Annotated in this window: 25 protein-coding genes; 10 read left to right on the top strand and 15 right to left on the bottom strand. The window is 55.4% G+C overall.

Features of this window, described 5'->3' with window-relative positions:
• Positions 1–68 precede the first annotated feature (68 nt).
• A complete protein-coding gene (locus QMG90_RS10655; RefSeq protein WP_283283773.1) occupies positions 69–707 on the bottom strand; it encodes an EAL domain-containing protein in 639 nt (212 codons plus the stop codon).
• A 474-nt stretch (positions 708–1181) separates the two neighbouring features.
• Between QMG90_RS10655 and ttcA the strand changes: the two genes are divergently transcribed.
• Positions 1182–2117: a tRNA 2-thiocytidine(32) synthetase TtcA gene (gene ttcA / locus QMG90_RS10650; RefSeq protein ID WP_283283772.1), complete on the top strand. Its 936-nt coding sequence runs from the start codon at positions 1182–1184 to the stop codon at positions 2115–2117.
• 36 nt (positions 2118–2153) lie between these two features.
• On the opposite strand, the gene QMG90_RS10645 is transcribed toward ttcA, so the two are convergent.
• From QMG90_RS10645 to zntB, 3 genes are all read right to left on the bottom strand, one after another.
• Complete coding sequence (locus QMG90_RS10645) at positions 2154–3413, bottom strand: tetratricopeptide repeat protein (RefSeq protein WP_283283771.1); 1260 nt, start codon at positions 3411–3413, stop codon at positions 2154–2156.
• Between the two features lie 150 nt (positions 3414–3563).
• Positions 3564–3710: a proline-rich small protein YnaL gene (gene ynaL / locus QMG90_RS10640; protein WP_283283770.1), complete on the bottom strand. Its 147-nt coding sequence runs from the start codon at positions 3708–3710 to the stop codon at positions 3564–3566.
• 274 nt (positions 3711–3984) lie between these two features.
• Positions 3985–4968 (bottom strand): zinc transporter ZntB, encoded by a 984-nt coding sequence (gene zntB, locus QMG90_RS10635; RefSeq protein ID WP_283283769.1) that lies wholly within the window; start codon positions 4966–4968, stop codon positions 3985–3987.
• Between the two features lie 197 nt (positions 4969–5165).
• Between zntB and QMG90_RS10630 the strand changes: the two genes are divergently transcribed.
• The gene (locus tag QMG90_RS10630) at positions 5166–6308 is read left to right on the top strand and encodes a GGDEF domain-containing protein (RefSeq protein WP_283283768.1); all 1143 of its coding nucleotides are present in this window, start codon (positions 5166–5168) and stop codon (positions 6306–6308) included.
• Positions 6309–6318: 10 nt separating this feature from the next.
• Here the strand turns inward: QMG90_RS10630 and QMG90_RS10625 are convergent, their stop codons facing one another.
• Positions 6319–7452, bottom strand: coding sequence for a methyl-accepting chemotaxis protein (locus tag QMG90_RS10625; protein ID WP_283283767.1), 1134 nt, complete (start codon positions 7450–7452; stop codon positions 6319–6321).
• Positions 7453–7773: 321 nt separating this feature from the next.
• Between QMG90_RS10625 and QMG90_RS10620 the strand changes: the two genes are divergently transcribed.
• Positions 7774–9843, top strand: coding sequence for a putative bifunctional diguanylate cyclase/phosphodiesterase (locus QMG90_RS10620; protein WP_283283766.1), 2070 nt, complete (start codon positions 7774–7776; stop codon positions 9841–9843).
• A 30-nt stretch (positions 9844–9873) separates the two neighbouring features.
• On the opposite strand, the gene QMG90_RS10615 is transcribed toward QMG90_RS10620, so the two are convergent.
• The gene (locus QMG90_RS10615) at positions 9874–10434 is read right to left on the bottom strand and encodes a hypothetical protein (RefSeq protein ID WP_283283765.1); all 561 of its coding nucleotides are present in this window, start codon (positions 10432–10434) and stop codon (positions 9874–9876) included.
• A gap of 129 nt (positions 10435–10563) precedes the next feature.
• Entirely contained in the window at positions 10564–12180 is a 1617-nt protein-coding gene (locus QMG90_RS10610) for a peptide ABC transporter substrate-binding protein (protein WP_283283764.1), read from the bottom strand.
• A 189-nt stretch (positions 12181–12369) separates the two neighbouring features.
• Here QMG90_RS10610 and mpaA point away from each other — a divergent pair, with 189 nt between their 5' ends.
• Entirely contained in the window at positions 12370–13083 is a 714-nt protein-coding gene (gene mpaA, locus QMG90_RS10605; protein WP_283283763.1) for a murein tripeptide amidase MpaA, read from the top strand.
• Here the strand turns inward: mpaA and ycjG are convergent.
• Positions 13074–14039 carry an L-Ala-D/L-Glu epimerase gene (gene ycjG, locus QMG90_RS10600; protein ID WP_283283762.1) on the bottom strand — a complete coding sequence of 322 codons (966 nt, stop codon included), beginning with the start codon at positions 14037–14039 and terminating at the stop codon, positions 13074–13076. The two genes, mpaA and ycjG, sit on opposite strands and share 10 nt — an antisense overlap.
• Positions 14040–14140: 101 nt before the next feature.
• Here ycjG and tpx point away from each other — a divergent pair, with 101 nt between their 5' ends.
• Positions 14141–14647, top strand: coding sequence for a thiol peroxidase (tpx, locus tag QMG90_RS10595; protein WP_283283761.1), 507 nt, complete (start codon positions 14141–14143; stop codon positions 14645–14647).
• A 41-nt stretch (positions 14648–14688) separates the two neighbouring features.
• On the opposite strand, the gene tyrR is transcribed toward tpx, so the two are convergent.
• From tyrR to pspA, 7 genes are all read right to left on the bottom strand, one after another.
• Positions 14689–16230, bottom strand: coding sequence for a transcriptional regulator TyrR (gene tyrR / locus QMG90_RS10590; RefSeq protein ID WP_283283760.1), 1542 nt, complete (start codon positions 16228–16230; stop codon positions 14689–14691).
• A gap of 179 nt (positions 16231–16409) precedes the next feature.
• Positions 16410–17459, bottom strand: a complete 1050-nt coding sequence (locus tag QMG90_RS10585) for a YcjF family protein (RefSeq protein ID WP_283283759.1) — start codon at positions 17457–17459, stop codon at positions 16410–16412.
• On the bottom strand, positions 17456–18853 hold the full coding sequence (locus QMG90_RS10580) for a YcjX family GTP-binding protein (protein WP_283283758.1): 1398 nt from the start codon (positions 18851–18853) through the stop codon (positions 17456–17458). The genes QMG90_RS10585 and QMG90_RS10580 overlap by 4 nt, the downstream gene beginning before the upstream one ends.
• Before the next feature lie 105 nt (positions 18854–18958).
• A complete protein-coding gene (gene pspD, locus QMG90_RS10575; RefSeq protein ID WP_283283757.1) occupies positions 18959–19174 on the bottom strand; it encodes a phage shock protein PspD in 216 nt (71 codons plus the stop codon).
• A gap of 33 nt (positions 19175–19207) precedes the next feature.
• On the bottom strand, positions 19208–19567 hold the full coding sequence (gene pspC / locus QMG90_RS10570; protein WP_283283756.1) for an envelope stress response membrane protein PspC: 360 nt from the start codon (positions 19565–19567) through the stop codon (positions 19208–19210).
• The gene (gene pspB / locus QMG90_RS10565; RefSeq protein ID WP_038154269.1) at positions 19567–19791 is read right to left on the bottom strand and encodes an envelope stress response membrane protein PspB; all 225 of its coding nucleotides are present in this window, start codon (positions 19789–19791) and stop codon (positions 19567–19569) included. Before pspB ends, pspC begins: the two co-directional genes overlap by 1 nt.
• A 64-nt stretch (positions 19792–19855) precedes the next feature.
• Positions 19856–20524 (bottom strand): phage shock protein PspA, encoded by a 669-nt coding sequence (pspA, locus tag QMG90_RS10560; protein WP_283283755.1) that lies wholly within the window; start codon positions 20522–20524, stop codon positions 19856–19858.
• A gap of 152 nt (positions 20525–20676) precedes the next feature.
• Here pspA and pspF point away from each other — a divergent pair, with 152 nt between their 5' ends.
• From pspF to sapD, 5 genes are all read left to right on the top strand, one after another.
• A complete protein-coding gene (pspF, locus tag QMG90_RS10555; protein WP_283283754.1) occupies positions 20677–21657 on the top strand; it encodes a phage shock protein operon transcriptional activator in 981 nt (326 codons plus the stop codon).
• A gap of 104 nt (positions 21658–21761) precedes the next feature.
• On the top strand, positions 21762–23417 hold the full coding sequence (gene sapA, locus QMG90_RS10550) for an ABC transporter substrate-binding protein SapA (RefSeq protein ID WP_283283753.1): 1656 nt from the start codon (positions 21762–21764) through the stop codon (positions 23415–23417).
• Positions 23414–24379, top strand: a complete 966-nt coding sequence (gene sapB, locus QMG90_RS10545; RefSeq protein WP_283283752.1) for a putrescine export ABC transporter permease SapB — start codon at positions 23414–23416, stop codon at positions 24377–24379. The genes sapA and sapB overlap by 4 nt, the downstream gene beginning before the upstream one ends.
• Positions 24366–25256 carry a putrescine export ABC transporter permease SapC gene (gene sapC, locus QMG90_RS10540; RefSeq protein WP_283283751.1) on the top strand — a complete coding sequence of 297 codons (891 nt, stop codon included), beginning with the start codon at positions 24366–24368 and terminating at the stop codon, positions 25254–25256. The genes sapB and sapC overlap by 14 nt, the downstream gene beginning before the upstream one ends.
• Entirely contained in the window at positions 25256–26248 is a 993-nt protein-coding gene (gene sapD / locus QMG90_RS10535) for a putrescine export ABC transporter ATP-binding protein SapD (protein WP_283283750.1), read from the top strand. The genes sapC and sapD overlap by 1 nt, the downstream gene beginning before the upstream one ends.

Below are 26248 nucleotides of genomic sequence, written 5' to 3'. Positions count from 1 at the left end.
AAATAGCCCGATGTGATATTCGGGCTATTTTTTTGCCAGCGGCACTTATTACAACTTCCGCTGTTTCACTACGTTTTAATTTGCCGTGTTTGCCAGTAATCCCCCTGCCCGGCAATGGCGCCCGCCGCCCAACAGGCTTTTAGCTGTTCTTCATTATTGACGCCACGCACGATAGCGCCATGACAAGACAGCGAAGCGTGGGAAACGATATGGCGAAGGCTATGGGTATTTAAATGTTTATTGAAGAAGGAAGGCGCGATTTTAATATATTCAAACGGCAATCGACTCAGTAGCGTCAAATTGGTGGAGCCCTCGCCGAAATCATCAATCCAGAGTGGGCAAATCTGCGACAACCTTCGGAGCCTGATCATAGGTGAGTTTGGCATAAATTCAGAAAACTCGCTGTCAATGCTCAGGCGCAAAAAAGCATGCTGTAATAAAAACTTCATCATGACGGGGTTATTGAGAATATAATCCGCCCCGTCGTCACCGATGTTAACGGTAACGAATGAAGTGTCCGTGATGTCTGTTGACAGAGAGGAAACGTAGTCAAACGCCCTTTCCAGAGAAGCCGTCTCCCGCACCGGGACGAAGTTAAGTACGTTCTCATCCAAATTATTACCAGAGAATACCTTAACATGACCAGATTGCTTTTTTAGTTCCCAGGAATGTATTTCCCCGGAACGCTTTATGACGGGTTCCAACATGAATTCAGAACATAGGTTCGATGACAATCCTTGCTCCCGCACATCCTGTATTTTGTTTTAAAATATTGCCAGAGAATTACACAGGTAAATAACAGAATAAAATCGTTTAAAATGATCGGTGCAAGAACATTTGATAGTTACAGACTATCACTAACGCGTTAATGATCGCTGATTCAGATTGATAAAAAGGAATTCTCCTATTGTTGACAAAAAGAATGGCAGAAAATTTACCTTAGTTTTACTCCGGGAATGGGTGAAAAGGAAAGAAAAGGATATCTGGTATAATTTCAGCAAATTCTTTCTTTAGATTAATCGGTAAATTTCGCTTTCGCCAGTTGAAGATAGCTTAAAAACAGACTGGCATTCGGCGTGAGAATCCGTACCATACACGCCACACCCTGGCATGCCTGATGCGACACTCTTCTTTACAGTTTGCCGCTGTCATGCCCCCGGCGACACCAGAGATACGATATAATGTCAGAGAATCAATCAGTTAATAAAAAAGAACAGTACAATCTGAATAAATTGCAGAAGCGCCTGCGCCGGAATGTCGGCGAAGCCATCGCCGATTTTAATATGATTGAAGAAGGCGACCGCATCATGGTTTGCCTCTCTGGCGGCAAAGACAGCTACACGATGCTGGAGATCCTGCGCAACCTGCAGCAGAGCGCGCCGGTAAATTTCAGCCTGGTGGCGGTGAACCTCGACCAGAAACAGCCGGGCTTCCCGGAGCATGTACTGCCAGCGTATCTGGAACAACTGGGTGTTGAGTACAAAATCGTTGAAGAAAACACCTACGGCATCGTTAAAGAGAAGATCCCGGAAGGAAAAACCACCTGCTCGCTCTGCTCTCGCCTGCGTCGCGGGATCCTCTACCGCACTGCCAGCGAACTGGGTGCCACCAAAATCGCGCTGGGCCATCACCGTGACGATATCCTGCAGACGCTGTTCCTCAATATGTTTTATGGCGGGAAAATGAAAGGCATGCCGCCGAAGCTGATGAGCGACGATGGCAAACACATCGTGATCCGTCCGCTGGCGTACTGCCGTGAAAAAGACATCGTGCGTTTCGCCGAGGCGAAAGCGTTCCCGATTATTCCGTGCAATCTGTGCGGTTCACAGCCAAATTTACAGCGTCAGGTGATTGCCGACATGCTGCGTGACTGGGACAAACGTTACCCGGGGCGCATCGAAACCATGTTCAGCGCCATGCAAAACGTAGTGCCATCGCACCTGTGCGATGAATCGTTGTTTGACTTTAAAGCCCTCACGCACGGCGCTGACGTGGTGGCCGGTGGCGATCTGGCGTTTGATCGCGAAGAGATCCCCCTCCAGCCTGCCGGATGGCAGCCGGAAGATGACGAGACTGATTTTCAGGCGACACGCCTGGATGTGGTCGAAATCAAATAAAACGAAGCCCTCCATCGGAGGGCTTTTTACTGGCGCTTAGTCGATATTCCTGATTTGCCACTCGCCGGCAAGCACACGGTCGAGCAGGAAAAACGGTAACCTGTCCTTCCACTGATGATTATCGACCGGGCTGGCGTATTCGCACAGCCGGTGACCATGCTCATCCAGCACTTCCCAGCGCTGCATTTCGCCATCCGCTTTCTGACTCTCTTTCCCCGCCAGCTGAAAGCTGGTGTTGCTGCCGATATGGAACTTATCCGTCTGCCAGCGGATGGGGGGGTGGGCAGGAAACGGCTGCGCGTCGAGGAAACCAAACAACTCGTCGTGATTGAGCAGGCTCTGTCTGATGGTCGGCCACAGATGCTGGCGCAAAAAGTATTGATCGACAAAGCGGCGATGCCCTTCGCGATCGCTCAGGTATTCCCGCGTCTGATCGATAATTGACGGCAGATTTTCATTGCGGCAACCGCCCCACATTCCCGCCAGCAACAACTCGGTATGAGTGAAGTAATCGCGCATATGATGATACCAGCGATCACTTTGCAACCAGGCGTTAACGGCAGCCTGTTCGCGCTCGGACAACAGCGAATCAGCATCACGAATCAGATAACGTTTGACGGTAGGATCGTCGAGCACCAGGAAACGCCACATTAATGGCGGAATGGTTTGATGCTGCTCCCCTTCCACTTTAATCACCTCAGCGCCTTCTGCCCGTAGTCGCTGCTGCACCGCCTGCGGTACGCTGTCATCGAGATAGAAACGGCAGCGCCATTCCGGGAACAATTCTTTGCTGACTTTCGCATTCATCACCGCGCTTTCGCAATAGCGCGGCAGCGCGCCAAACAGCGTAAAGGCAATGACGTTTTCCTGCGAGTTATGCGGGTTAAATGCGGGCGGTTGCGCAGCCGGTAACGGATACGCCTGGCCGCTGCCGAACTTTCTGTCACCGAGTTCGAGGGAAAGGAGCCCATAGCGGCGAAGTTCATCGGGGCGATTGAGCCAACCGCAGACCTCCGCCAGACCGTCGATCATCGTGTCCGGCAACTGTTCCACCGGCAGGCTTTGCATCAGCTTTTTATAGGTTTTATAGGACTTCTCATACTCTCCGGTTCGCATCTGACAGAGCGCGTAACTGGCAAGCACACCGGGGTTGCGCGGCACCAGACGTAACGTCGCTTCGGCGACGGCTTTACCGGCCGCAAAATCATTTCTCGCGATCGCATCCCGATAATGTTGGGCCAACTGATTGAGCCGCTGCTCCTGCTGCTGCGGTGTGGTCTTCTTAAAAGGATGCATAATTCCCTGCCTCACACGAATTCCTGTTAACGCGCCGGATGCGCCTGCAGATTATATCGCCCTGTTTAGTTTAAGGGTTATCTCATCCCACGGTTTTAAGAGAAAATCTGCGAGCCAGCTCATCATGCCCTCCCGGCGGAGGGCATTTTTTCAAAGATGAGGCGGTGGATCGATAATGGGGTGCGGATCGGGGTCAGGCGGCGGATCCGGGATCGGCTCTGGTCTCGGGAACGGATCGGGAACCGGCACCGGGTCGGTGGGTACGGGGTCACTCATGTGGAATCGATACAGATTCATTATTGCCTCCATTTCTTGTCGCCCAGTGTTAAGGGTAGAAGAGTGTGAGTAAGAGGCAAAAAAAAGCCGACTTATCTAAGTCGGCGTCGTACGAATCAATTGTGCTATGCAGTAATTCAAAAAAGGAAGTAAGACAATATGGAGCGCAACGCCCATCGCTTGACGTTGCATTCACCTGCAAGAGAAAGTTTGCCCTGAATGGGGCCTGCATTTATTGACTTCGCTCAATCTTTGCGGCGTTTTTATGTTCAATAAATGTTAAAAAAGTGATTTTTTACAACCATTTACTGCGATGTAACCACCAGGTAACACCGCCAATCAGCACAACCAACATGATGCAAAACAGTGCAAAGCCGAAGTGCCAGCCGCCACCCGGAATACCACCGAGGTTGACGCCAAACAACCCGGTCAAAAATGTACTCGGCAAAAAAACCATCGCCATCAATGACATGGTGTAAGAACGGCGCGACAACGATTCCGACATCACCTGCGAGATCTCATCCGCCATCACCCCCGTACGGGCGATGCAGGCGTCGATTTCGTCCAGCCCGCGGCCTAAACGGTCAGCGATGTCCTGCATCCGGCGACGCTGATCGTCGTTCATCCATGGCAGGCGTTCACTGGCGAGACGCGCATAGATATCGCGCTGCGGCGCCATGTAGCGGCGCATCACAATCAGCTGTTTACGCAGCAGTGCCAGCACGCCGCGCGCAGGAATTTGCTGATCAAGCAAATCATCTTCCAGATCAATAATGCGGTCGTGTAGATCTTCGATGAATTCGCTGGCGTGATCGGTTAACGCATCGCAAATATCCACCAGCCAGTCGCCGCATCCTGTCGGGCCGGTGCCCTCCTGAAGATCGTTAACGATGTCATCCAGCGCCAGCACTTTGCGCTGACGGGTGGAGACAATTAACCGTTCGTCGATATAAAGCCGCATTGCGACAAGCTGATCCGGGCGCTCTTCGGTACTGCCGTTGATGCAGCGCAGAGTAATGAGCGTCCCTTCGCCCAGACGGTTTACGCGCGGGCGCGTGCTTTCGCCCGCCAGCGCGTCGCGGATGTTGTTTGGCAGCAGCGGCGTGGTGGCGAGCCACTGCGCGCTTTCCGGGTTGGTATAGTTGAGATGCAGCCAGCAGGGATGCTGACTGTCTATCGTGTCCGTATCTGTAAGCGGTTTTACGCCACCCTGCCCGTCAAGTATCCAGGCAAATACCGCATCCGGCACGTTAACTTCCGAGCCTTTAATGGCTTCCATACCGCCTCCGATCACCACAGGTTGATCCCACTAGTCTAGCGCCATGCCAAAGTTATTCAATAAAGCGCATCGCCATGGTTATGAATTCTTTAATGAATCACGCTTTTCTGTATGTCAGAGATAGACAATGTGCGCGATATCGGTAAAGTTAACAATTAGCGGTAGATTTGAAGCAATTTTGTTATCCGGAGAGGACAGTGACCACCAATGCCCCCTGTCAGGCCTTTGACCTGCTACTTGCTGAAATGCGTGGGCTGGCGTTAAAAACCAGTAGCGTGTGGTTTCTGTGGGTAAATATTCTTTTTGCGCTTTTTATTCTGGGACGCACCTATTTTTCACCCGACAGCCTTCCCATTGCCAGCCATCTCCCGTCGGCGGTGATGGAATCCGTGATGGCGATTGTGTTGTTTATCGCGTCGGCAGGATTGTTTATCCAGCGGCTGGCACCGGTGCAAAATGCGCCCTGGCTGGGAAAGCTGGCGCAGATGGCGGTATTGACGCAAAGCCTGTGCTGGTCAGCCTGTTTTTACATTCTGATTGCCAGCGACGATGTAAAAATTGTCTTCCCGTTTGCGGCTGTGCTGTTATTCAGCGCCCTGATTTCTCTCTATTTTAATCCTCACGTCTTGCTCAGTTTTATCGCCCCGATCTGGCTGACTATCTTTATCACCTCGATGGCCTACAATGCCAATATCACGGTGCTGTACTCATTGCTGTGGGTATTGCTGGCGGGGCTGATTGAGTCCGGGCGGCGGATGCTGAATAACTGGTTCATCCTGGCGCTGCAAACCCAGCAGAAAAATGCCGATCTCATCAGTCAACTGGAACTGCTGGCCAATCGCGATCCGCTGACCGGCATTGCCAACCGTCGGGCTTTTGAATTACGCCTGGAAGAAGAAGTGGCGCGCCACCAACGTGAGGGCGGCGATTTTGCCCTGATCATGCTCGATGTCGATCACTTTAAACTTTATAACGACAATTTTGGTCATCAGACCGGGGATCGCTGTCTGGCGACGCTGGCGCAGTGTCTGGCGCGCGCATCGTTGCATGCGACGGGCATACCGGGGCGAATTGGCGGAGAAGAATTCGTGGTGCTGCTGCCGAAGAGTAATGAAGCGCAGGCCATTGAGGTGGCGAAGGCCATTGCCGAGGACCTTCACCAGTTGAACATTGAACACCCGGGTTCGCCGGTGCTTCCCCGCGTAACCGTCAGTCAGGGCATCGCCCACTGGCGACCCGGCATGGCGCCCCGCACACTGATTGCGCATGCCGATGCCGCGCTTTATCAGGCCAAACAGCAGGGGCGAAACTGTTTCGTCACCTGGAGCCGCCACGACTAACCGCGGATACTCAGAACGCGCGCTCCAGCGCCGACACCGTCACGGGTGTTAATCGCGGCGCGGTTTGCTCATGCAGCCGAAAACGGTGGGTGCGTGATTGTAGATCCACGACCTGCTGTTTAAGTACATCCGACGAACCGGCAAGCTCTTCCACCACCGCGACGTTACTGTGAGTGACTTTTTCCAGCTCAGTCAGCGCCTGCGCAATTTGCGCGATCCCCCTTTCCTGCTGCAGGGTGGTGACTGAGATTTGCTCCATTAGTCCGTTCAGCAGACCAGCACCAGCAACAATTTCCTGCATGTTCTTTTCCGCCTCGGCCACAATGTCCGCCCCCTGGGTGACATTTTCACTGGTGACGTTGATCAGCGTTTTAATATTTTTTGCCGCCTCAGCACTGCGGTGCGCCAGGCTGCGGACTTCCCCTGCCACCACGGCAAAACCTTTGCCATGTTCGCCCGCTCGCGCCGCTTCGACCGCGGCATTCAGCGCAAGAATGTTTGTCTGAAAGGCGATGCCATCAATCAGGGTAATGATTTCAGTCATCTGGCGAGCGCAGTCAGTGATGGAAGCCATATTGTTCGCCACGTCGCCCATCAACGAACCGCCTTTTTGTGCGCACAATGTGGCGTCGCTGGCGCGCTCGCTGGCAAGACGGGTATTTTCCGCGTTATTACGGGTACTGGCGGCCATTTCATCCATGCTGGCAGCCGTTTGCATCAGGGTCGCTGATTGCTGTTCCGTCATCACCGACAGCGCCGTGCTACGGCTGGCGAGCTGTTCGGAAAGGGTCATCGCCGTTTGCGATGACCCACGAATTTCCGTCACCAGCGAAGCAATACTTCCGGCGAGGTTATTGATACCGGGAATCAACCGCCCGGCGCAGTTATTACCGAATTCAGGAATGACGATCGATAAATTACCGGCGGTTACTTCATCAATGCTTTTTTTAACGGTGTTGATAGGCGTCACCAGATATTGCGTCATATAGCGCCACAACAGCAAAAGCGTACACAACCAGATGCCGTTTAATACCAATAATAGCGACAGCTGTGTTGAAAAAATAAGCGAAACAAAGGTACTCAAAATAAAGACTGCACACAAAAACAGCAATATAACGGTTCTAACACTTGTATTTTTTAACATACCGTACTCACCAGGGACATCAGAAGGTTATTTGTTTATAGCAGCGGGTTTATTGTTTTCCAGAGGGGATACGCGCAAACGCTATTTTCATCATCATAATGTGGAGATTTTACTTTAGGCAGTTTTAGCTGCGCAGGATATATTCTGCGGGTGAAATAACAACCAGCTTTTATTTTTATCACCTGAAAATTAAGCATCACTTAAATACACGATAACATGATCATCTGCAACATAGCGCCCGCCAGTGTGATCAAATCTTTCTCGCGCCGTGTCTTTTTACTGCTAGATTGATTGAATAATAATATCGATGTGGATTGTACGATGCTGCCTGTCTCGTGGGACCCTGTTCTGATCGGCATTTCTTGTCTGGTGGCTTTTTTCGCCGCTTTTATTGCCCTCGACAGCGCGGGTAAAATTGCCGTATCCGGCAAACACACCGCATTGTTCTGGCGAATATCCGGTGGTGCGACGTTAGGTATGGGGATCTGGTCGATGCATTTCATTGGCATGTTGGCGATGAAAATGCCAATGATGATGAATTACGATATTCCCCTCACCCTCGTGTCGCTGCTGGCCGCAATAGCCGCGTCCATGTTATCTATTGCTATTGCGGTGAATGGCGTGATTTTATCGCGCAAAAATTTGCTGCTGGCGACGCTTATTCTCAGTAGCGGCATCGTGACAATGCATTACGTCGGCATGTCGGCGTTGCGGGTACAGGACGGCATTCACTGGAGCCGGTGGCTGGTCGCCGCGTCCATCATCATCGCCGTTACCGCTTCCGGCATCGGGCTGTGGCTGGCCTTCAGCCTGCGCCTGAACAGCAAAGGCGCGCTGGTCAACCGTATCGCCGCCGCGATGGTGATGGGGCTGGCGATTACCGCTATGCACTATACCGGCATGAGTGCCGCCACGTTCAGCTCGCATGCGCACGCTTTACCGGGTGGCGTCAGCGAAAGGGGGTTATCGATCTGGGTTTCAGCGACCACACTCGCGATCCTTGGCGTGATGCTGATGATGTCGATACTGGATTCTCAGCGGCGTAGCCATCGTCTGACGGAACATCTGCAACGCCTTAATCAGCAACTGGCGCAACAGGCGCATTATGACGGGCTGACCGGGCTTGCCAACCGTACGCAAATCGATCTGAGCATCGAGCGTTGCATCGAAAATGCCCTGCCCAACCGGCAGCATTTCGCGCTGATTTTTATGGATCTCGACCGGTTCCGACTGGTGAACGATGCCTGGGGCACGCATGTCGGCAACCACCTGCTACTGTCCGTCGCCAACCGCATCAGTACCTGTCTGAGCGCACAAATGACACTGGCGCGACTCAGCGGTGATGAGTTTATTTTACTGGCGCCCGATACCGATGCCCACGACGCCGCTGAACTCGCCAGCCGGATTGCAGAGCGGCTCCGGTGCCCGTTTTACGAGTCCGGCCAGATCATTCAGGTATCGCTGAGTATGGGCATCAGCCTGTTTCCGGATCATGGCGTCACGTTGCATGACCTGAAACTGCGGGCGGATACCGCGATGTACAATATTAAACAGCAGGGACGAAACGGCTGGGCGATTTACCACGACAGCATGATGCAAAAGGCCTGGGAAGGCGCGCGGTTTTTACAGGATCTGACCCAGGCGCTGGCGCTTCATCAGTTTGAGCTCTGGTATCAACCGAAATTCGACGCACAACGGCTGACGCTCTCCGGTTTCGAAGCCCTGCTGCGCTGGCGTCATCCGGTGAAAGGCGTACTGCTTCCCGGGCGATTTCTGGATCTGCTGGAAAAATCCGGGCAGATGGTGCCCGTGGGTTGCTGGGTGATCGACCAGGCGTGTCGTCAGCTCCGGGCGTGGAGCGACGACGGGCACGACGACTGGTCACTGTCGGTTAACCTTTCCGCCACAGAGTTCGGGCAGGATGACATCTACACGCTGGTGTATAGCAACCTCACGCGGTATGGCATTTCTCCTGTCCGGCTGACGCTGGAGCTGACTGAAAGCACGGCCCTGCGTAATCTCGAGCGCAGCATTGAAATCCTCAACGATTTCGCCCGCCTCGGGGTTACCGTCTCGATTGACGACTTCGGCACTGGTTATTCCAATATGCTGACGCTGAAAAACCTGCCAGCGCGCGAATTAAAAATCGATAAGCGAGTGGTAAAAGAGATTCGAGAGAATGGCAAAAATAGCAAAATTGTCTCCGCCATTATCGATATCGCGCATACCATGAACATGAACGTGGTGGCGGAAGGGATTGAGACACGTGAGCAGCAGCAGTTATTAACGGAACTGGGCTGCGGGCAACTTCAGGGATATTTTCTCGCCAGACCGGTTCCGGCGCAGGAGATCCCCGCGTTGCTGGAGAATTTGCCGTTCCACCGGGCATAACGCGCGGAACGGCGCCAGAAAACGCTCGCTTCAGGGAAAATCCGCTAACAGCTGGCTGGCAATATTCCAGATGCCGAAGGCGAAGACGCCGAGCATAGAATAGACAAAAAGAATTTTTGCCAGATTGCCGGAATTAACGTAAAACCGCCCGCCAGTCCTCACCCGCTCCCACTCATTTTTAAGTACCGAGGCGCACAGGTTCAAAAATTGCTCCTGGGTGTCTTTTAATAAAAACGTCGCAAAGTTATGGCTTTCGGTGTGTTTATCCAGAAAGTCTAATAACGACTTCTCTTCCGGACTGGGCGATAAAGAATTAATGCGCAGTTTTACCTGATAAATGACTTTGTAGATATCATAGATATCCTCATCATTCAGCACGCAAACATCACCGTTCGCGACAGCGGGTTTTCTGGCTGCCTTTTCAGACAGATACGCGAGTCTGGAACTTAGCTCACACAACGAGGCGCGCAGCTCATTAATCCATGCCTGGCGAAATTCGGCTATTTTTATTTCTTTTGTAATGATCAAACCAACAATAGCGGCAAATGCTGCTAAGCATGCCGCTAAAAGTACTACCCAGACTTCCGTCACTTCAGTTACCCCTGCGTTGTCGATACTACCGGATCGATCTGTTATCGACACGTGCGGGCAAAACCTTACAGTTAAAGTGGGGTCATGATGCAAAAAATCTGGCGCTGTTCACAAATTTAGTCTACGCGACTAATGCTTCACGATGTACATCGTGCGCGAATACGCCACATCCTCCGGATTATTAATGGGATAGTCTTTCACCCACGGTTTAATCAGACGCGCGTTAGTGTACTGGTAGATAGGCGCAATCGGCGCTTTCTCGGCGAGGATCTTTTCCGCCGCGTTGTAGTCCGCATTACGCGCTTCGTCTGAAGTCTCCAGCGACGCCTGATTCAGCACTTTGTCATACGCCGGGTCGTTGAAACGCGAAATGTTACCGCTATGGGTGGAGGTGAGCAGCGACAGGAACGTGGAAGGCTCGTTATAGTCCGCCACCCACGAGGCGCGGATCACATCGAAATTACCGGTGTTACGGCTGTCGATGTAGGTCTTCCACTCCTGGTTTTGCAGCTTCACATCCACGCCGAGGTTTTTCTTCCACATCGACGCCACCGCAATCGCCACCTTCTGGTGGATCTCCTGCGTATTGTACAGCAGCGTCAGGTTGAGCGGACGCGTCGGGCCATATCCCGCCGCCTGCAGCAGGGTTTTCGCCTGCGCGTTCAGCTCCGCCTGGCTCATTTCTTCAAACGGTGACGGCTGCGGTTCGAATCCTGCTGTCGCGTCTGGCGTAAAACGCCAGGCGGGTTTCTCACCGGAGCCTAACACTTTCTCAGCCATGATCCGGCGGTCGATAGTCAGGCTGAGCGCAAGGCGCACGCGGGCGTCGGCGGTTGGCCCTTTTTGCGTATTAAAGGCGTAGTAATAGGTGCCGAGCTGCGGCGGGGTGTATACCTGTCCCGGCAGATCTTTTAGCAGCTTCTGATACAGATTTTTCGGGAAGGATTCGGTGATGTCGATATCTCCCGCCTGATAGCGTTTGGTGGCGGCAGATTCCTGGTTGATGGGCACAAACGTCACCTGCGTAATCACCGTTTTGCCGTTATCCCAGTAATGGCTGTTCGGCACCAGATCCAGCTTTTCGTTGACCACGCGATCTTTGAGTATATACGCGCCATTACCCACCAGCTTGCCCGGGCGCGTCCAGTTTTTATCGCCCTCAACCGCGGCTTTCTGCACCGGGTAAAACGCAAAGCTGGCGGTCAGTTTCGCAAACCACGGCAGCGGTTTATCCAGTTGAATGCGCAGGGTTCGCGGGTTAATCGCCGTCACGCCAAGCGTATCCGGGGCCGCCTTGCCATCAATGATGCTTTGGGCGTTATTGATACCCGCAAGGGCGGCAAACCAGGCAAACGGCGAGGTGGTTTTAGGGTCTACCAGCCGCTGCCAGCTGTAGACGAAATCCTGAGCGGTGACCGGTGTGCCATCCGACCATTTTGCGTCATCACGCAGCGTAAACGTCCAGACGCGATTATCATTGGATTGCCACTTTGTGGCGACGCCAGGAATGATATTGCCCTTTTCATCCTGATTCACCAGACCTTCAAACAGGTCGCGAATTACCTGAATTTCAGGCAAACCCACGGCTTTTGCGGGATCTAATGTTGCCGGCTCATCTTTGATATGGCGAACCAGCGACTGTTTCTCAGCCAGAACCGTCCCTGACGGCACCTCCGCCGCCATCGCCAGCGACGACAACGTACTGAGCCACAGCGCACAACATGTCAGTGAGACAGGATGCTTCATAAGATCCCCTTTATTAAAATGATAATCATCCGGTAAACCCGGTAATTATTTGTTTCAGCAATAGGAATTGCAAACCTCCTGTGCGAGAAAATTGACACAGACGGCTTTTTAAACGACACGGAAACTCGTTGATCCGCGACCGATTTTGCACAACACTGCCTGTAACGCCACCACTTATCCGGGAACGCTATGTCTGTCACTCGCCCTCGCGCCCTTCGCGGCGCCTTTCCGCCTGGCACACAACATTACGGTCGCTCACTGCTTGGCGCACCGTTGATCTGGTTTCCCGCCCCGCTGGCCGATCACGCCAGCGGGCTGATTATTGCGGGTACGCACGGCGACGAAAACGCCTCCATCGTCACCCTGTCCTGCGCGATGCGCACCCTGGCACCGGATCTGCGTCGTCATCACGTGGTGCTGACCGTCAACCCGGATGGCTGCCAACTGGGATTACGCGCGAACGCCAACGGCGTCGATTTAAACCGCAATTTCCCGGCGGCGAACTGGAAAGCAGGTGAAACGGTCTATCGCTGGAACAGCGCAGCGGAGAGTCGTGATGTCGTGCTGTTAACCGGTGAGAAACCAGGCTCAGAGCCTGAGACACAGGCGCTGTGCCAGCTTATTCATCAGATTCACCCGGCCTGGGTGGTGTCGTTTCATGATCCGCTGGCCTGCATTGAAGATCCGCAGCGCAGCGAGTTGGGTGAATGGTTGTCACAGGCGTTTTCACTGCCGCTGGTCACCAGCGTCGGCTATGAAACTCCGGGCTCATTTGGCAGCTGGTGCGCGGACATCGGTCTGCCCTGCATCACCGCCGAATTCCCACCCGTGTCAAACGATGAGGCGAGCGAAAAATATCTGGCGGCGATGACGGACCTGCTTCACTGGCACACTCAGAGATGAAGCATCCCGGTGGTAAACCGTAGCGCTGGTTCAACATCAACCGCGAGCCAGGTCGGGCCATCAAGATCGGCGAATCTGACCTGCGGAATCAACGGCAGCAATGCCGAGATGGCGCGAGATGTACAAAGCATGCAGCCCGCCATAATGGCGAAACCCTGCGCCTTCGCCTCTTCTGCCAGCGCCAGCGCTTCCGTTAAGCCGCCGGTTTTATCCAGCTTGATGTTAATCATCTCATAGCGCCCTTTCAGCGAGGCCAGGCTTTCGCGCGTATGGCAGCTTTCGTCGGCACAAATGGGCAAGGGGTGAATGAAATTCGCCAGCGCCGCATCTTCGCTGGCAGGCAACGGTTGCTCCAGCATCGCCACGCCTAAATCCGCCAGCAGCTGGCAGCGCGCCGCGAGGCCGTCACTGCTCCAGGACTCGTTAGCATCGACAATCAATGTCGCCTCCGGCACTGCCGTGCGGATGGCGACGATACGCTCGCTGATCAGATGATCGTCCAGCTTCACTTTCAGCAGGCGTGCACCCTTTTGCCAGAGAATTTTCGCACGGCTGGCCATCGCTTCAGGCTCGCCGATGACCACGGTTTGTGCGGTGGTGATGGTGTCGCTCTGCGTGACGCCCATTAATTGTGACAACGTCACGCCTGCTTTGCGTGCTTCCAGATTCCACAGCGCGCTGTCGACGGCGTTTCTGGCAGCGCCAGCGGGTAAGAGCCGCTGAAGCTCAGCGCGCGTTGCGCCTTTCTCAAGCGGTTCGGTGATGGTGATAATCTGCGCCATCACCGAGGCAATACTCTCGCCGTAACGTGGATAAGGCGTGCATTCCCCGACGCCTTTGACGCCGTTTTCTTCCACCTCCACCACCACCACTTTCGCCTCGCTGCGGCTGCCGCGGGCAATCACGAACGGGGTATGCAGCGGCCAGGATTCTTCAAACACGCGCAGACTTCTCATTCCCTCTCCTTTCAGATTGATACGAAATTCAATTTGCTGTGTTAACGGCGGTTGGAATACACTAGCTGCGACGTCAATTATATGTAAACAGGAAGATAAACATGTCACAAACCGTGCATTTTCAGGGCAATCCAGTCTCCGTTGATGGCGCTATTCCGCAGCCAGGAGCAAAGGCACAACCTTTCACGCTGGTCGCTAAAGATCTCTCCGACGTCGCGCTGAGTCAGTTTGCGGGCAAACGCAAAGTACTGAACATTTTCCCGAGCATCGATACCGGCGTGTGTGCGGCATCCGTGCGTAAGTTTAACCAACTGGCGGGCGGGCTGGAGAACACCGTGGTTCTTTGCATCTCCGCCGACCTGCCGTTCGCCCAGTCCCGCTTCTGCGGCGCAGAAGGTCTGAGCAACGTGGTCACGCTCTCCACGCTGCGTGCGCCAGCGTTCCTGCAACAGTACGGCGTTGCCGTTGCCGCAGGCCCGCTGAAAGGCCTCGCCGCCCGTGCAGTGATCGTGATTGATGAAAACGACAACGTGATCCACAGCGAACTGGTTAACGAAATCACCACAGAGCCGGATTACACCGCCGCTCTGGACGCGCTGAAAAACTGATTTACCGTAAAACGAACAAAGCCTCCTTGCGGAGGCTTTTTTTATTCTTCGCCCTTCTTCTGGCTCAGACCATATTCGCGCAGTTTGTTGGCGATCGCGGTATGGGAAACGCCAAGACGCTTCGCCAGTTTTCGCGTGCTGGGGAAACTGCGATACAACTGCGTCAGTACCGAACGCTCGAAGCGGCGGGTAATGTCGTCCAGCGACCCTTCCATCGCATCTTCACCAACAGCAACCGTTGAGGCGTCATAGTCCGGTAACAGAATGTCCTGCGGACGCAGCTCATAGCCCTCCAGTTGCGTCAGCGCACGATACACCGCATTCTTCAACTGGCGAACGTTGCCCGGCCAGCCGTAGCGTGTCAGTACGTTATTAAGATCCGCAGACAGCTTCGGACGGGCGATCCCCTGTTCGTCAGCAAAGCGCGCCACGAACAGCTCGGTCAACGGCATGATATCCTGCGGACGATCCCGCAGCGGCGGAATGTTCAGCGTCAGCACATTGAGACGATAATAGAGATCTTCCCGGAAAGCGCCTTTCTGCACCAGCTCCACCAGGTTTTTCTGCGTCGCGCAAATCACCCTGACATCAACGTGCACTTCGTGATCTTCCCCGACACGGCGGAATGTGCCGTCATTGAGGAAACGCAGCAGCTTGGCCTGCATACGCGGCGACATCTCGCCAATTTCATCAAGCAGCACAGAGCCGCCGTTCGCCTGCTCAAAGAAGCCCTTTTTCCCTTCGGGGGCGTGACCAAACAGCTCACTTTCGACGGCATCTTCGGGGATCGAGGCGCAGTTCAGCGCCAGATAGGGTTTTGCCGCGCGCGGACTGGCGAGATGACAGGCGAGCGCCAGCAGATCTTTGCCGGTGCCGGTGTCGCCGGAAATCAGGAGCGGCGCAGTAAGCATCGCCAGTTTGCGGGCCTGCTCCACCACATGACGCATTTTCGGGCTGACCGCCACGATCTGGCTGAAGGCGCTGGTATCCTGGCTGGTCATGGTCTGCAACTGGCGCCCCATACGCACCGTGGAGCGCAACATCGCCACCGCCCCGGTCAGCACCCGCTCGGCGTTTTCGCCTTCGAGATAAACCGGGGTGATTTCCAGCAGGAAGTTTTGCCCGTTAACCACCACATGTTCGGCGTGAGATTCCACTGTGGCGGCTTCCAGCCAGCGCTGAAAATTGAAACCGGGGATCAGTTGCCCGGCGTTCTGGTTGCGCAGACGTTCCGGGGCCTGCCCGAACAGCTGGCAACTCGCCGGGTTCGCCAGCTCGACTTTACTTTTGGTATCCAGCGACAACACCGGTTCCGGCATCGCTTCAAGCAATGCACTGAGCGCCAGGTGTTCGCGTTCAGAGGGCATCCACGGCACCGTACGTACGTCGGTCACGCCTGCGATGCGGCGAATTTCCGCCATCAGACTGCTGAACGTGGTAAATTCCAGTTCGGCAAAATTGAGATAGATTCGGCCAATGGGGTCGATGTCGATACCGCGTAAATCAATACCGCGAAGCACCAGCAGGTCGAGTAATTCACGAGTCAGACCCAGCCGATCCTGACAAAAAACTTCAAGACGCATGGAAACGTTCACCCTTATAAGCCAATGACTCAGGGATAATAGGACAGTTCTCAACTGGCGGGAAGATGGCTGTCAACAAATATTGACAGTATGGACAAAAAACCGGCGTCCTGCGGTCACTTTTTGTATTTTGCGGCGCACTGCCCTTGCCTGTACAGGCGCAAGGGCGTGATGCTGTCTTACGACGGGCGTTTATTAATGGTCTCTTTAAGCTGACCAATCAGCTCGCGGCGGAAATCGCCGAGACGGGGTTTATCGTTATCGATCCACGGCAACGGACGGCAAAGCTCCATCGCTTTAATCCCCAGGCGCGCGGTGAGCAACCCGGCGCCAATCCCTTGTGCGGCGCGTGCCGAGAGGCGAGCGGCAAGATCCTGTGACATCCAGTCCATGCCGATTTCACGCACCAGTTCGCTGGCGCCGGCAAAAGCGATATTCAGCAGCACAAGACGGAACAGACGCAGGCGGCTGTAGTAGCCGAGTTCAATGCCGTACAGCGTGGCGATGCGGTTAATCAGCCGCAGGTTGCGCCAGGCGATGAATGCCATATCCACCAGCGCCAGCGGGCTGACGGCAATCATCAGCGTCGATTCCGCCGCCGAGCGGCTGATCTCCCGGCGCGCCTGCGCGTCCAGCACCGGCTGTACCAGATGCGCATACAGGCTGACCACTTCGCGGTCGCTTTGCGTTTCATGGATGGCGGCATACCAGCGCTGCAACGCCGGGTGTGCATGATCGATACCCGCCTGTTGCGCCAGTTTTTCACAAAATGCGCGCCCTTTCCCGGTGCCGTGGCTTTGCATCAGGTCACGGGCTTCATCACGCTCCTGCGCGCGCTGGCGCAGCCGCCACAGGCGACGCCATTCCGTCGTGACCGACCCTACGCCCGCGCCGATAATCAGCGCCCCGGCCGCACAACCGCCGAGCGCCACCCAGTCCTGCGTCTGCCAGGCGTGCATCGTCCATTGCACGCCCTGCGCCACCACGCTGACGCCAAACAGCGTCAGCCCGGCGGTCACCATGCGTCGCCAGAGGCTGCGTTTCGGGCGCAGTGCCGCTTCGACCACCGCTTCGGCGGCGCCGTCTTCCGGCTGCATCTCTTCCGCCAGCGCCGGGGTAAATTTCTCGGCGTCTCCGGCCGCAAAGGTCTGGGCCGTTTTCAGCGATGCCTCTTTTTCCACATCCAGTGGACCGGCGAAATCAATCCGTGGTTTTAACGGTTCGCTCATCGCAATTTATCTCCAATCAAAAACTCCAGCGCGGCATCGAGGCGAATATGCGGCAACGGCTTGTCGACATCCATCGCCTGCGGACGAAACGCTTCAAACTGAAAGCCCTGCTTTTCCCAGAACGCCTGTCCCGGTAAGCGCGCCGGGACTTCGCCGGGGTAGACCGTCAGCGGCTCGCCGTCACTTAATCGGTGACCGCGTAACGCCGGGATTTTTTCGCCATTCACTTCAATGAGCCCGCTCTGTGTGGCCTGAATTGCCGCCAGCCCCAGACAATCCATGCTGATCCCTTCAAAAGCGGCGTTTTGCCACGCGTCCTGAATCAGTTGCTGCAACAGCGAGACCATATTGGCATGTTGATCGACGGTGACGTGATCGGCTTTGGTCGCCGCAAACAGCAGTTTATCGATCACCGGTGAAAACAGGCGGCGGAACAGCGTGCGCTGGCCGTAATGGAAGCTCTGCATCAGTTGCGTCAGCGCCAGCCGCATATCGTTAAAGGCCTGCGGCCCGCTGTTGAGCGGTTGCAGGCAATCCACCAGCACAATCTGCCGGTCGAAACGCAGGAAGTAGTCGCGGTAAAACCCTTTCACCACTTTGTCGCAGTAGTAGTTAAACCGCTCGCGCAACATCCCGGCATTGGTGTGTTTCCCCGCCTGAGCGAGTTTTGCTTCGCTGGTCGCATCCACATCCGGCCACGGGAAAAACTGCAGCGCGGGCGCACCCGCCATGTCGCCGGGCAACACAAACCGCCCCGGCTGAATGAAATGCATGCCCTGCTGTTTACAGGCGTGCAGGTATTCCGTCCACGCCCCGGCAATCGCCGCCAGGCGATTTTCATCGGCTGGCGCCAGCGGATCTAACCCTTCACAAAGCTGTCGCCAGCGTGCGGACCACTCGCCGCGCTGGCCTTGTAACAACCCGGCCATCTGCCGAGACCAGCTCAGGTAGTCCTGCGCCAGCATCGGTAAATCAAGCAGCCATTCGCCAGGGTAATCGACAATTTCGAGGTACAGCGTGGAGGTGTCTTTGAAGTGGCGCATCAGCGAATCATTTGAGCGATAGCGCAGCGCGAGGCGGATTTCACTGACGCCGCGCGTTGGCGTCGGCCAGGTCGGCGGCGTGCCGTACAACTGCGCGATACCCTCATCATAGGTAAAGCGCGGAATGCCGAAATCCCGCTGCGGCACGCGCTTTACGCCGAGCAACCGCTCTTCACGAACGGCGCTGAGCAGCGGCAACCGTGCGCCGCTGTGAATGTTCATCAACTGGTTCACCATCGCGGTGATAAACGCCGTTTTCCCGCTACGGCTCAGCCCGGTCACCGCGAGGCGCAGATGGCGATCCACGCCACGGTTAACCAGGGCATTTAATTCATTTTTCAGTCGCTTCATAGCCTTCCTGTTATGCCCTGAAGAGAGAATGTGACGTCAATGATATTACACAGGTAGGGTCGAAAGAGGTAAAACATCAAAAAAGAAGCGTAGTCGCGTCACGCGCTAACGGACAGCGCGTGACAAACGGCGAGCCAGCCGGCTCAATAACGGCTCCAGCGCAACCGCCAGCAGCAGTTTCACCGGACGGCGGGCGACCGATTTCACCGCCCAGCCAGCAAGGCCGCCGGGGCCATAACGTAGCGCGGTCAGCAGTACCAGCTTACCGGCGATTTTGATGCCGGGTTTCACTTTCTGCCCTGCCTGTTGCCATTTATTCATTGCTCGCCTCATATTCGTTAAAGCTAAAAGACGTTAAAGCTGACGGAAGCGGCTACGTAACGTGAAAGTATCGGAGGTTACATAGCGTTCCATTTCGCGCAGGCGCTGTTCGCCCGCGGCCAGTTCTTCATCCACCGCGTTCAGCAGATCGCCGCTGGAAGGCTGTTTTTCACTATACAGCGTGTCGTCCGGCATCGGATCGAGCGCAAAAGTCAGAACGATGTAGGCGACAATCACAAAAAAGAACAGACCAAATAACATCGCCAGTATGGTGATAAGGCGGATCAGTTTGACCGGGACGTCCAGGTATTGCGCAATCCCGGCGCACACGCCCTTCACCATGCCCTGCTGCGGAATACGCCACAGCTTTTTGTTCAGATCCAGTCCAGCCATTATTTTTCTCTCCAGTTCGGGTGCTCAGCGTCAAGAATCGCTTCCAGCGCCTGAATACGCTCGCGCATGCGTTTCGCTTCGTCCGTCAGTTGCAACAACCGTTGCTGTTCACTTTGCGCCAGGCCGCCGTTTTTTGAGCGGTTGCTGTAATGCAGCCACAGCCACACCGGCAGGACAAACAGCACAAACAGGGTCAACGGGATAGCAAGAAAAAGCGCGCTCATATGTACTCCTTACAGATGATGCGATGGCACCCGACCCGGTGCCATCCGGCAAATGGTGTTGTTGTTATTGGTCATTCTGTTTCATTTTGGCTTTCAGTTCAGCCAGTTGCACGCTGATTTCATCATCTGCTTTCAGTTCGGCAAATTGCTGGTCGAGCGTTTTCTGCTTGCCAAAGCTGTGGCTCTCGGCTTCCGCTTCCATATGATCGATGCGGCGTTCAAAAGATTCGAAACGCGCCATCGCTTCATCCAGCTTGCCGCTGTCCAGTTGACGACGCACGTCACGGGACGAACTGGCCGCCTGATGACGCAGCATCAGCGCCTGCTGGCGTGAGCGGGTTTCGCTGAGTTTGTTCTCCAGCTCGGCAATCTCTTTTTTCATGCGGGTTAAGGTTTCATCAACCAGCGTAATTTCATGCTCCAGCGAGCCGATCAGATCAGTCAGCTTCTGCTTCTCAATCAATGCGGAACGCGCCAGATCGTCTTTCTCTTTACGCAACGCCAGTTCGGCTTTTTCCTGCCATTCGGTCTGCTGGGCAATTGCCAGTTCAACGCGACGGGTCAGTTGTTTCTTTTCCGCCAGCGCACGGGCAGAGGTCGAACGCACTTCCACCAGCGTATCTTCCATTTCCTGAATCATCAGACGTACCAGCTTCTGCGGATCTTCCGCTTTCTCCAGCAGCGAATTGATATTGGCGTTCACGATGTCGGCAAAACGAGAAAAAATACCCATAATTACAATCCTCACAGTTCTGTTATCGGGCATGGCCCTGCTGACTGAGTAATACAATTCGCGTGCCAGTTTTTTATCTTATTGATTTTCAATGACCTGATTGATATTTACCCAGCAAGGAATTAGAGTAACCTGGTGAATCACACCAACAAATGGTTAATTTCATCATGGCTGAATACAAAGATAATCTGCTCGGCGAAGCGAACCGCTTTATTGAGGTGCTTGAACAAGTCTCCCGGCTGGCGCCGCTCGATAAACCGGTGCTGATCATCGGCGAACGCGGTACAGGGAAAGAACTCATCGCTAACCGACTGCACTTTCTCTCCGGACGCTGGCAGGGGCCGTTTATCTCACTGAACTGCGCGGCGCTGAACGAAAACTTACTCGACTCCGAACTGTTTGGCCATGAAGCCGGGGCGTTTACCGGCGCACAGAAGCGCCATCCGGGCCGTTTTGAACGGGCGGACGGCGGCACGTTGTTTCTTGATGAACTCGCCACCGCGCCGATGCTGGTGCAGGAAAAACTGCTGCGGGTGATTGAATACGGCGAGCTGGAGCGCGTGGGCGGCAGCCAGCCATTGCAGGTTAACGTCCGGCTGGTGTGCGCGACAAACGCCGATCTGCCGGCGATGGTGGAACAGGGTCATTTCCGCGCCGACCTGCTCGACCGACTGGCGTTCGACGTCGTACAACTGCCGCCGCTGCGCGAGCGACAGAGCGATATCATGCTGATGGCCGATCACTTCGCCATTCAGATGTGCCGCGAGCTGAAATTACCGCTGTTCCCCGGCTTTACGGAACATGCTCGCGAAACGCTGATGAGCTATCGCTGGCCGGGCAACATTCGCGAGCTTAAAAACGTGGTGGAACGTTCTGTTTACCGCCACGGCACCAGCGAAACGCCGCTGGATGAGATTATTATCGATCCGTTCCGGCGCCAGGCCGCGCCACCAGAGCCGGAGGAGAACGCACTGACGCTACCGCTTGATCTGCGGGAATTCCAGCAACAACAGGAAAAATCGCTGCTTGAGCAGAGCCTCCGGCAGGCGCGGTTCAACCAGAAAAAAGCCGCAGAATTGCTGGGTCTCACTTATCATCAACTGCGGGCATTACTGAAGAAACATCAACTCTGAACCGCTGCGACTGCCGACTTTTACACCAGTTGTACGCAGACATTTGTACCTGGTAGCCTTAAGTGCGATACACTTTGCAGATCAGCCTAAATTGCAAAGAAATTATGCGACTAAAATTGTCATCCCTGCTGGCAGCGGCCGGATTGCTGAGCGGTCAGGTTTTCGCCGCCGCAGAACCTCCTGCCCCGCTTCCCGGGCACGCCGACATTCGTGACAGCGGTTTTGTTTACTGCGTCAGCGGACAGGTCAATACCTTCAATCCGCAAAAGGCGGGCAGCGGCCTGATCGTCGATACGCTGGCCGCTCAGCTTTATGATCGCCTGTTAGATGTAGATCCCTATACCTACCGGCTGGTGCCGGAGCTGGCGGAAAGCTGGGAAGTGCTCGACAACGGCGCGACGTACCGCTTCCGTCTGCGCGGGAACGTGCAGTTTCAGACCACCGACTGGTTTACCCCGTCTCGCGCCCTCAATGCCGATGATGTGGTCTTTACCTTTCAGCGTATTTTCAATCGCAACCATCCGTGGCACTACGTCAATGGCGGCAACTTTCCCTATTTCGACAGTCTGCAGTTTGCCGATAGCGTTGACAGCGTTCGCAAGCTCGATAACCGTACCGTTGAGTTTCGCTTAAAACGGCCAGATGCCTCGTTCCTGTGGCATCTGGCGACCCATTACGCGTCCGTCATGTCCGCGGAATATGCCGCAAAACTCACCAAAGAGGATCGGCAGGAACAACTGGACCGTCAGCCGGTGGGTACCGGGCCGTTCCGGCTGGGTGAATACCGCTCCGGGCAGTACATCCGCCTGCTGCGTCATGAAAAATTCTGGCGCGGCGAACCCCTGATGCCGCAGGTGGTCGTGGATCTCGGCGCCGGGGGAACCGGGCGTCTGTCGCGGCTGCTGACCGGTGAATGCGACGTGCTGGCCTGGCCTGCCGCCAGCCAGTTGACGATCCTGCGTGACGATCCCCGTTTGCGTCTGACCCTGCGCCCCGGCATGAACATCGCCTATCTGGCGTTTAACACCAATAAACCGCCGCTGAATAACCCGGCGGTACGCCACGCGCTGGCGCTGGCTATCAATAATCAGCGTCTGATGCAGTCGATTTATTACGGTACTGCCGAAACTGCGGCCTCCATTCTGCCGCGCGCGTCGTGGGCCTACGACAATGAAGCTAAAATTACTGAATACAACCCGGAAAAAGCGCGGGCGCAGTTGAAAGCGCTGGGGCAGGAAAACCTGACGCTACATCTGTGGGTACCGACCAGTTCCCAGGCATGGAACCCCAGCCCGCTGAAAACCGCCGAGCTGATTCAGGCGGATATGGCGCAGATAGGCGTTAACGTGGTGATTGTGCCAGTCGAGGGGCGTTTCCAGGAAGCGCGGCTGATGGACATGACACATGATCTCACCCTCACCGGGTGGGCGACGGACAGCAACGACCCGGACAGCTTCTTCCGTCCGTTGCTGAGCTGCGCGGCGATCAGTTCGCAGACCAATTTCGCCCACTGGTGCCATAACGATTTTGACGACGTGCTGCGCAAAGCGCTGACGTCGCAACAACTGGCATCGCGTATTGACGCTTATGACGAAGCACAGCAGATCCTGGCAAAAGAGTTGCCGGTACTGCCACTGGCGTCGTCGCTGCGTTTGCAGGCGTACCGCTACGATATCAAAGGGCTGGTGCTGAGTCCGTTTGGTAACGCCTCCTTCGCCGGGGTCTCAAGGGAAAAAGTAAGCGAGGTGAAAAAGCCATGATTATCTTTACCCTGCGCCGCCTGCTGTTACTGCTGGTGACGCTCTTTTTCCTGACCTTTATCGGCTTCAGTCTGAGCTATTTCACGCCGCATGCGCCGCTGCAGGGCGCATCGTTCTGGAACGCCTGGCTGTTCTGGTTTACCGGTGTGCTGCACTGGGACTTTGGCGTCTCCAGCATCAACGGGCAACTGATTTCCGAGCAGTTAAAAGAGGTGTTCCCGGCGACCATGGAGTTGTGCATTCTGGCCTTCGGATTTGCCCTGCTGGTGGGGATCCCCGTCGGCATGCTGGCAGGCATTATGCGCAGCAAATGGCAGGATAAATTTATCAGCGCCGCAGCGTTGCTTGGTTTTTCCATTCCCGTCTTCTGGCTGGCGTTGCTGCTCACCCTCTTCTTTTCGCTGACGCTGGGCTGGCTGCCGGTCTCCGGGCGCTTTGATCTGCTGTATGAAGTAAAAAACGTCACTGGCTTTGCGCTGATCGACGCCTGGCTTTCTGATTCGCCGTGGCGCGATGAAATGATCATCAGCGCCCTGCGGCACATGGTGTTGCCAGTGCTGACGCTGGCGGTCGCCCCGACGACGGAAGTGATCCGCCTGATGCGCATCAGCACCATCGACGTGTACGATTCTAATTACGTCAAGGCCGCCGCCACTCGCGGGGTTTCGCGGCTGACCATTCTCCGCCGTCATGTGCTGCACAACGCGCTGCCGCCAGTGATCCCGCGTCTGGGTTTACAATTTTCCACCATGCTGACGCTGGCGATGATCACCGAAATGGTTTTCAGCTGGCCGGGGCTGGGCCGCTGGCTGATTAATGCGATCCGCCAGCAGGATTACGCGGCGATCTCCGCCGGGGTGATGGTGATTGGTTCGCTGGTCATCATCATCAACGTGATCTCCGATATTCTGGGTGCAATGGCTAACCCGCTGAAACATAAGGAATGGTATGCCTTACGATAGCGTCTATTTAGAAAAGCGCCCGCCCGGCGCGCTGCGCACCGTGTGGCGGAAATTCTATGGCGATACCAGCGCGATGGTGGGTCTGTACGGCTGCGCCGGTCTGGTGGTGCTGTGCGTGTTTGGCGGCTGGTTTGCGCCTTATGGCATTGATCAGCAGTTTCTCGGCTATCAGTTGATGCCGCCGTCGTGGTCGCGTTATGGCGAGGTGTCGTTCTTCCTCGGCACTGACGATTTAGGCCGCGATGTGTTAAGCCGCCTGCTCAGCGGCGCGGCGCCGACGGTGGGTGGCGCGTTTGTCGTCACCCTCGCCGCTACACTGTTTGGCTTGTTGTTAGGCGTTATCGCTGGTGCGACCCACGGCCTGCGCTCGGCGGTGATGAACCATATTCTCGATACCCTGCTGTCGATTCCCTCGCTGCTGCTGGCGATTATCGTGGTAGCGTTTGCCGGTCCGCATCTGGTCCACGCGATGTTTGCCGTCTGGCTGGCGCTGCTGCCGCGGATGGTGCGTTCGGTCTACAGCATGGTGCACGATGAGCTGGAAAAAGAGTACGTGGTAGCGGCGCGGCTTGATGGCGCGTCAACGCTGAATATTCTCTGGTTTGCGGTACTGCCGAACATCGCCTCCGGCCTGGTGACGGAAATTACCCGCGCGCTGTCGATGGCGATTCTGGATATCGCCGCCCTCGGCTTTCTCGATCTGGGCGCACAACTCCCCTCCCCGGAATGGGGCGCGATGCTCGGCGATGCGCTGGAGTTAATCTATGTGGCGCCGTGGACCGTGATGTTACCGGGCGGCGCTATCATGCTGAGCGTGCTGCTGATTAACCTGCTTGGCGAAGGGATCCGCCGTGCCATTATTGCGGGGGTGGAATAATGCCGTTACTCGATATCCGCAATCTGACCATTGAATTTAAAACCGGCGACGACTGGGTAAAAGCCGTCGACCGCGTCAGCATGACGCTGGCAGAGGGTGAAATTCGCGGGCTGGTGGGGGAATCCGGTTCGGGGAAAAGCCTGATTGCCAAAGCCATCTGTGGCGTCACCAAAGATAACTGGCGGGTGACGGCGGATCGTATGCGTTTTGACGATATCGATCTGCTGCGTCTCTCCAGCCGCGAACGCCGCAAGCTGGTCGGTCACAACGTCTCGATGATTTTCCAGGAGCCGCAAAGCTGTCTCGATCCTTCTGCGAAAATTGGCCGTCAGCTGATGCAGAACATTCCCGCCTGGACCTTTAAAGGCCGCTGGTGGCAACGCGTCGGCTGGCGTAAACGTCGCGCCATTGAGTTGTTACACCGCGTGGGGATTAAGGATCACAAAGACGCGATGCGCAGTTTTCCGTATGAACTGACTGATGGCGAATGTCAGAAAGTGATGATCGCCATTGCGCTCGCCAATCAGCCGCGGTTATTGATCGCCGATGAACCGACCAACGCGATGGAGCCAACCACCCAGGCGCAGATTTTCCGCCTGCTGACGCGCCTCAACCAGAACAACAACACCACCATTTTGCTCATCAGCCATGACCTGCAGATGCTCAGCCAGTGGGCGGACAAAGTGAACGTGCTGTATTGTGGGCAAACGGTGGAAACCGCGCCCAGCGAGGAATTGATCACTACGCCGCATCATCCGTATACGCAGGCGCTGATCCGCGCGATCCCTGATTTCGGTAGTGCGATGCCGCACAAGAGCCGTCTGAACACGCTGCCGGGGGCGATCCCGTTGCTGGAACAGTTACCAATGGGCTGCCGTCTGGGGCCGCGCTGTCCGTACGCCCAGCGCAAATGCATCGAGACGCCGCGACTGACGGGGGCGAAAAACCATCTGTATGCCTGTCATTTCCCGCTGAACATGGAGAGAGAGTGA

Source organism: Trabulsiella odontotermitis (assembly GCF_030053895.1).
Taxonomy (GTDB): domain Bacteria; phylum Pseudomonadota; class Gammaproteobacteria; order Enterobacterales; family Enterobacteriaceae; genus Trabulsiella; species Trabulsiella odontotermitis_C.
This window is presented reverse-complemented; position numbering and strand designations above follow the sequence as displayed.

What these genes read in the sequence shown, in the direction of transcription:
- QMG90_RS10655 (WP_283283773.1), bottom strand. Translation starts at nt 707, where the DNA reads ATGTTGGAACCCGTCATAAAGCGTTCCGGGGAAATACATTCCTGGGAA.
- ttcA (WP_283283772.1), top strand. Translation starts at nt 1,182, where the DNA reads ATGTCAGAGAATCAATCAGTTAATAAAAAAGAACAGTACAATCTGAAT.
- QMG90_RS10645 (WP_283283771.1), bottom strand. Translation starts at nt 3,413, where the DNA reads ATGCATCCTTTTAAGAAGACCACACCGCAGCAGCAGGAGCAGCGGCTC.
- ynaL (WP_283283770.1), bottom strand. Translation starts at nt 3,710, where the DNA reads ATGAATCTGTATCGATTCCACATGAGTGACCCCGTACCCACCGACCCG.
- zntB (WP_283283769.1), bottom strand. Translation starts at nt 4,968, where the DNA reads ATGGAAGCCATTAAAGGCTCGGAAGTTAACGTGCCGGATGCGGTATTT.
- QMG90_RS10625 (WP_283283767.1), bottom strand. Translation starts at nt 7,452, where the DNA reads ATGTTAAAAAATACAAGTGTTAGAACCGTTATATTGCTGTTTTTGTGT.
- QMG90_RS10620 (WP_283283766.1), top strand. Translation starts at nt 7,774, where the DNA reads ATGCTGCCTGTCTCGTGGGACCCTGTTCTGATCGGCATTTCTTGTCTG.
- QMG90_RS10610 (WP_283283764.1), bottom strand. Translation starts at nt 12,180, where the DNA reads ATGAAGCATCCTGTCTCACTGACATGTTGTGCGCTGTGGCTCAGTACG.
- mpaA (WP_283283763.1), top strand. Translation starts at nt 12,370, where the DNA reads ATGTCTGTCACTCGCCCTCGCGCCCTTCGCGGCGCCTTTCCGCCTGGC.
- ycjG (WP_283283762.1), bottom strand. Translation starts at nt 14,039, where the DNA reads ATGAGAAGTCTGCGCGTGTTTGAAGAATCCTGGCCGCTGCATACCCCG.
- tpx (WP_283283761.1), top strand. Translation starts at nt 14,141, where the DNA reads ATGTCACAAACCGTGCATTTTCAGGGCAATCCAGTCTCCGTTGATGGC.
- tyrR (WP_283283760.1), bottom strand. Translation starts at nt 16,230, where the DNA reads ATGCGTCTTGAAGTTTTTTGTCAGGATCGGCTGGGTCTGACTCGTGAA.
- QMG90_RS10585 (WP_283283759.1), bottom strand. Translation starts at nt 17,459, where the DNA reads ATGAGCGAACCGTTAAAACCACGGATTGATTTCGCCGGTCCACTGGAT.
- QMG90_RS10580 (WP_283283758.1), bottom strand. Translation starts at nt 18,853, where the DNA reads ATGAAGCGACTGAAAAATGAATTAAATGCCCTGGTTAACCGTGGCGTG.
- pspD (WP_283283757.1), bottom strand. Translation starts at nt 19,174, where the DNA reads ATGAATAAATGGCAACAGGCAGGGCAGAAAGTGAAACCCGGCATCAAA.
- pspC (WP_283283756.1), bottom strand. Translation starts at nt 19,567, where the DNA reads ATGGCTGGACTGGATCTGAACAAAAAGCTGTGGCGTATTCCGCAGCAG.
- pspB (WP_038154269.1), bottom strand. Translation starts at nt 19,791, where the DNA reads ATGAGCGCGCTTTTTCTTGCTATCCCGTTGACCCTGTTTGTGCTGTTT.
- pspA (WP_283283755.1), bottom strand. Translation starts at nt 20,524, where the DNA reads ATGGGTATTTTTTCTCGTTTTGCCGACATCGTGAACGCCAATATCAAT.
- pspF (WP_283283754.1), top strand. Translation starts at nt 20,677, where the DNA reads ATGGTTAATTTCATCATGGCTGAATACAAAGATAATCTGCTCGGCGAA.
- sapA (WP_283283753.1), top strand. Translation starts at nt 21,762, where the DNA reads ATGCGACTAAAATTGTCATCCCTGCTGGCAGCGGCCGGATTGCTGAGC.
- sapB (WP_283283752.1), top strand. Translation starts at nt 23,414, where the DNA reads ATGATTATCTTTACCCTGCGCCGCCTGCTGTTACTGCTGGTGACGCTC.
- sapC (WP_283283751.1), top strand. Translation starts at nt 24,366, where the DNA reads ATGCCTTACGATAGCGTCTATTTAGAAAAGCGCCCGCCCGGCGCGCTG.
- sapD (WP_283283750.1), top strand. Translation starts at nt 25,256, where the DNA reads ATGCCGTTACTCGATATCCGCAATCTGACCATTGAATTTAAAACCGGC.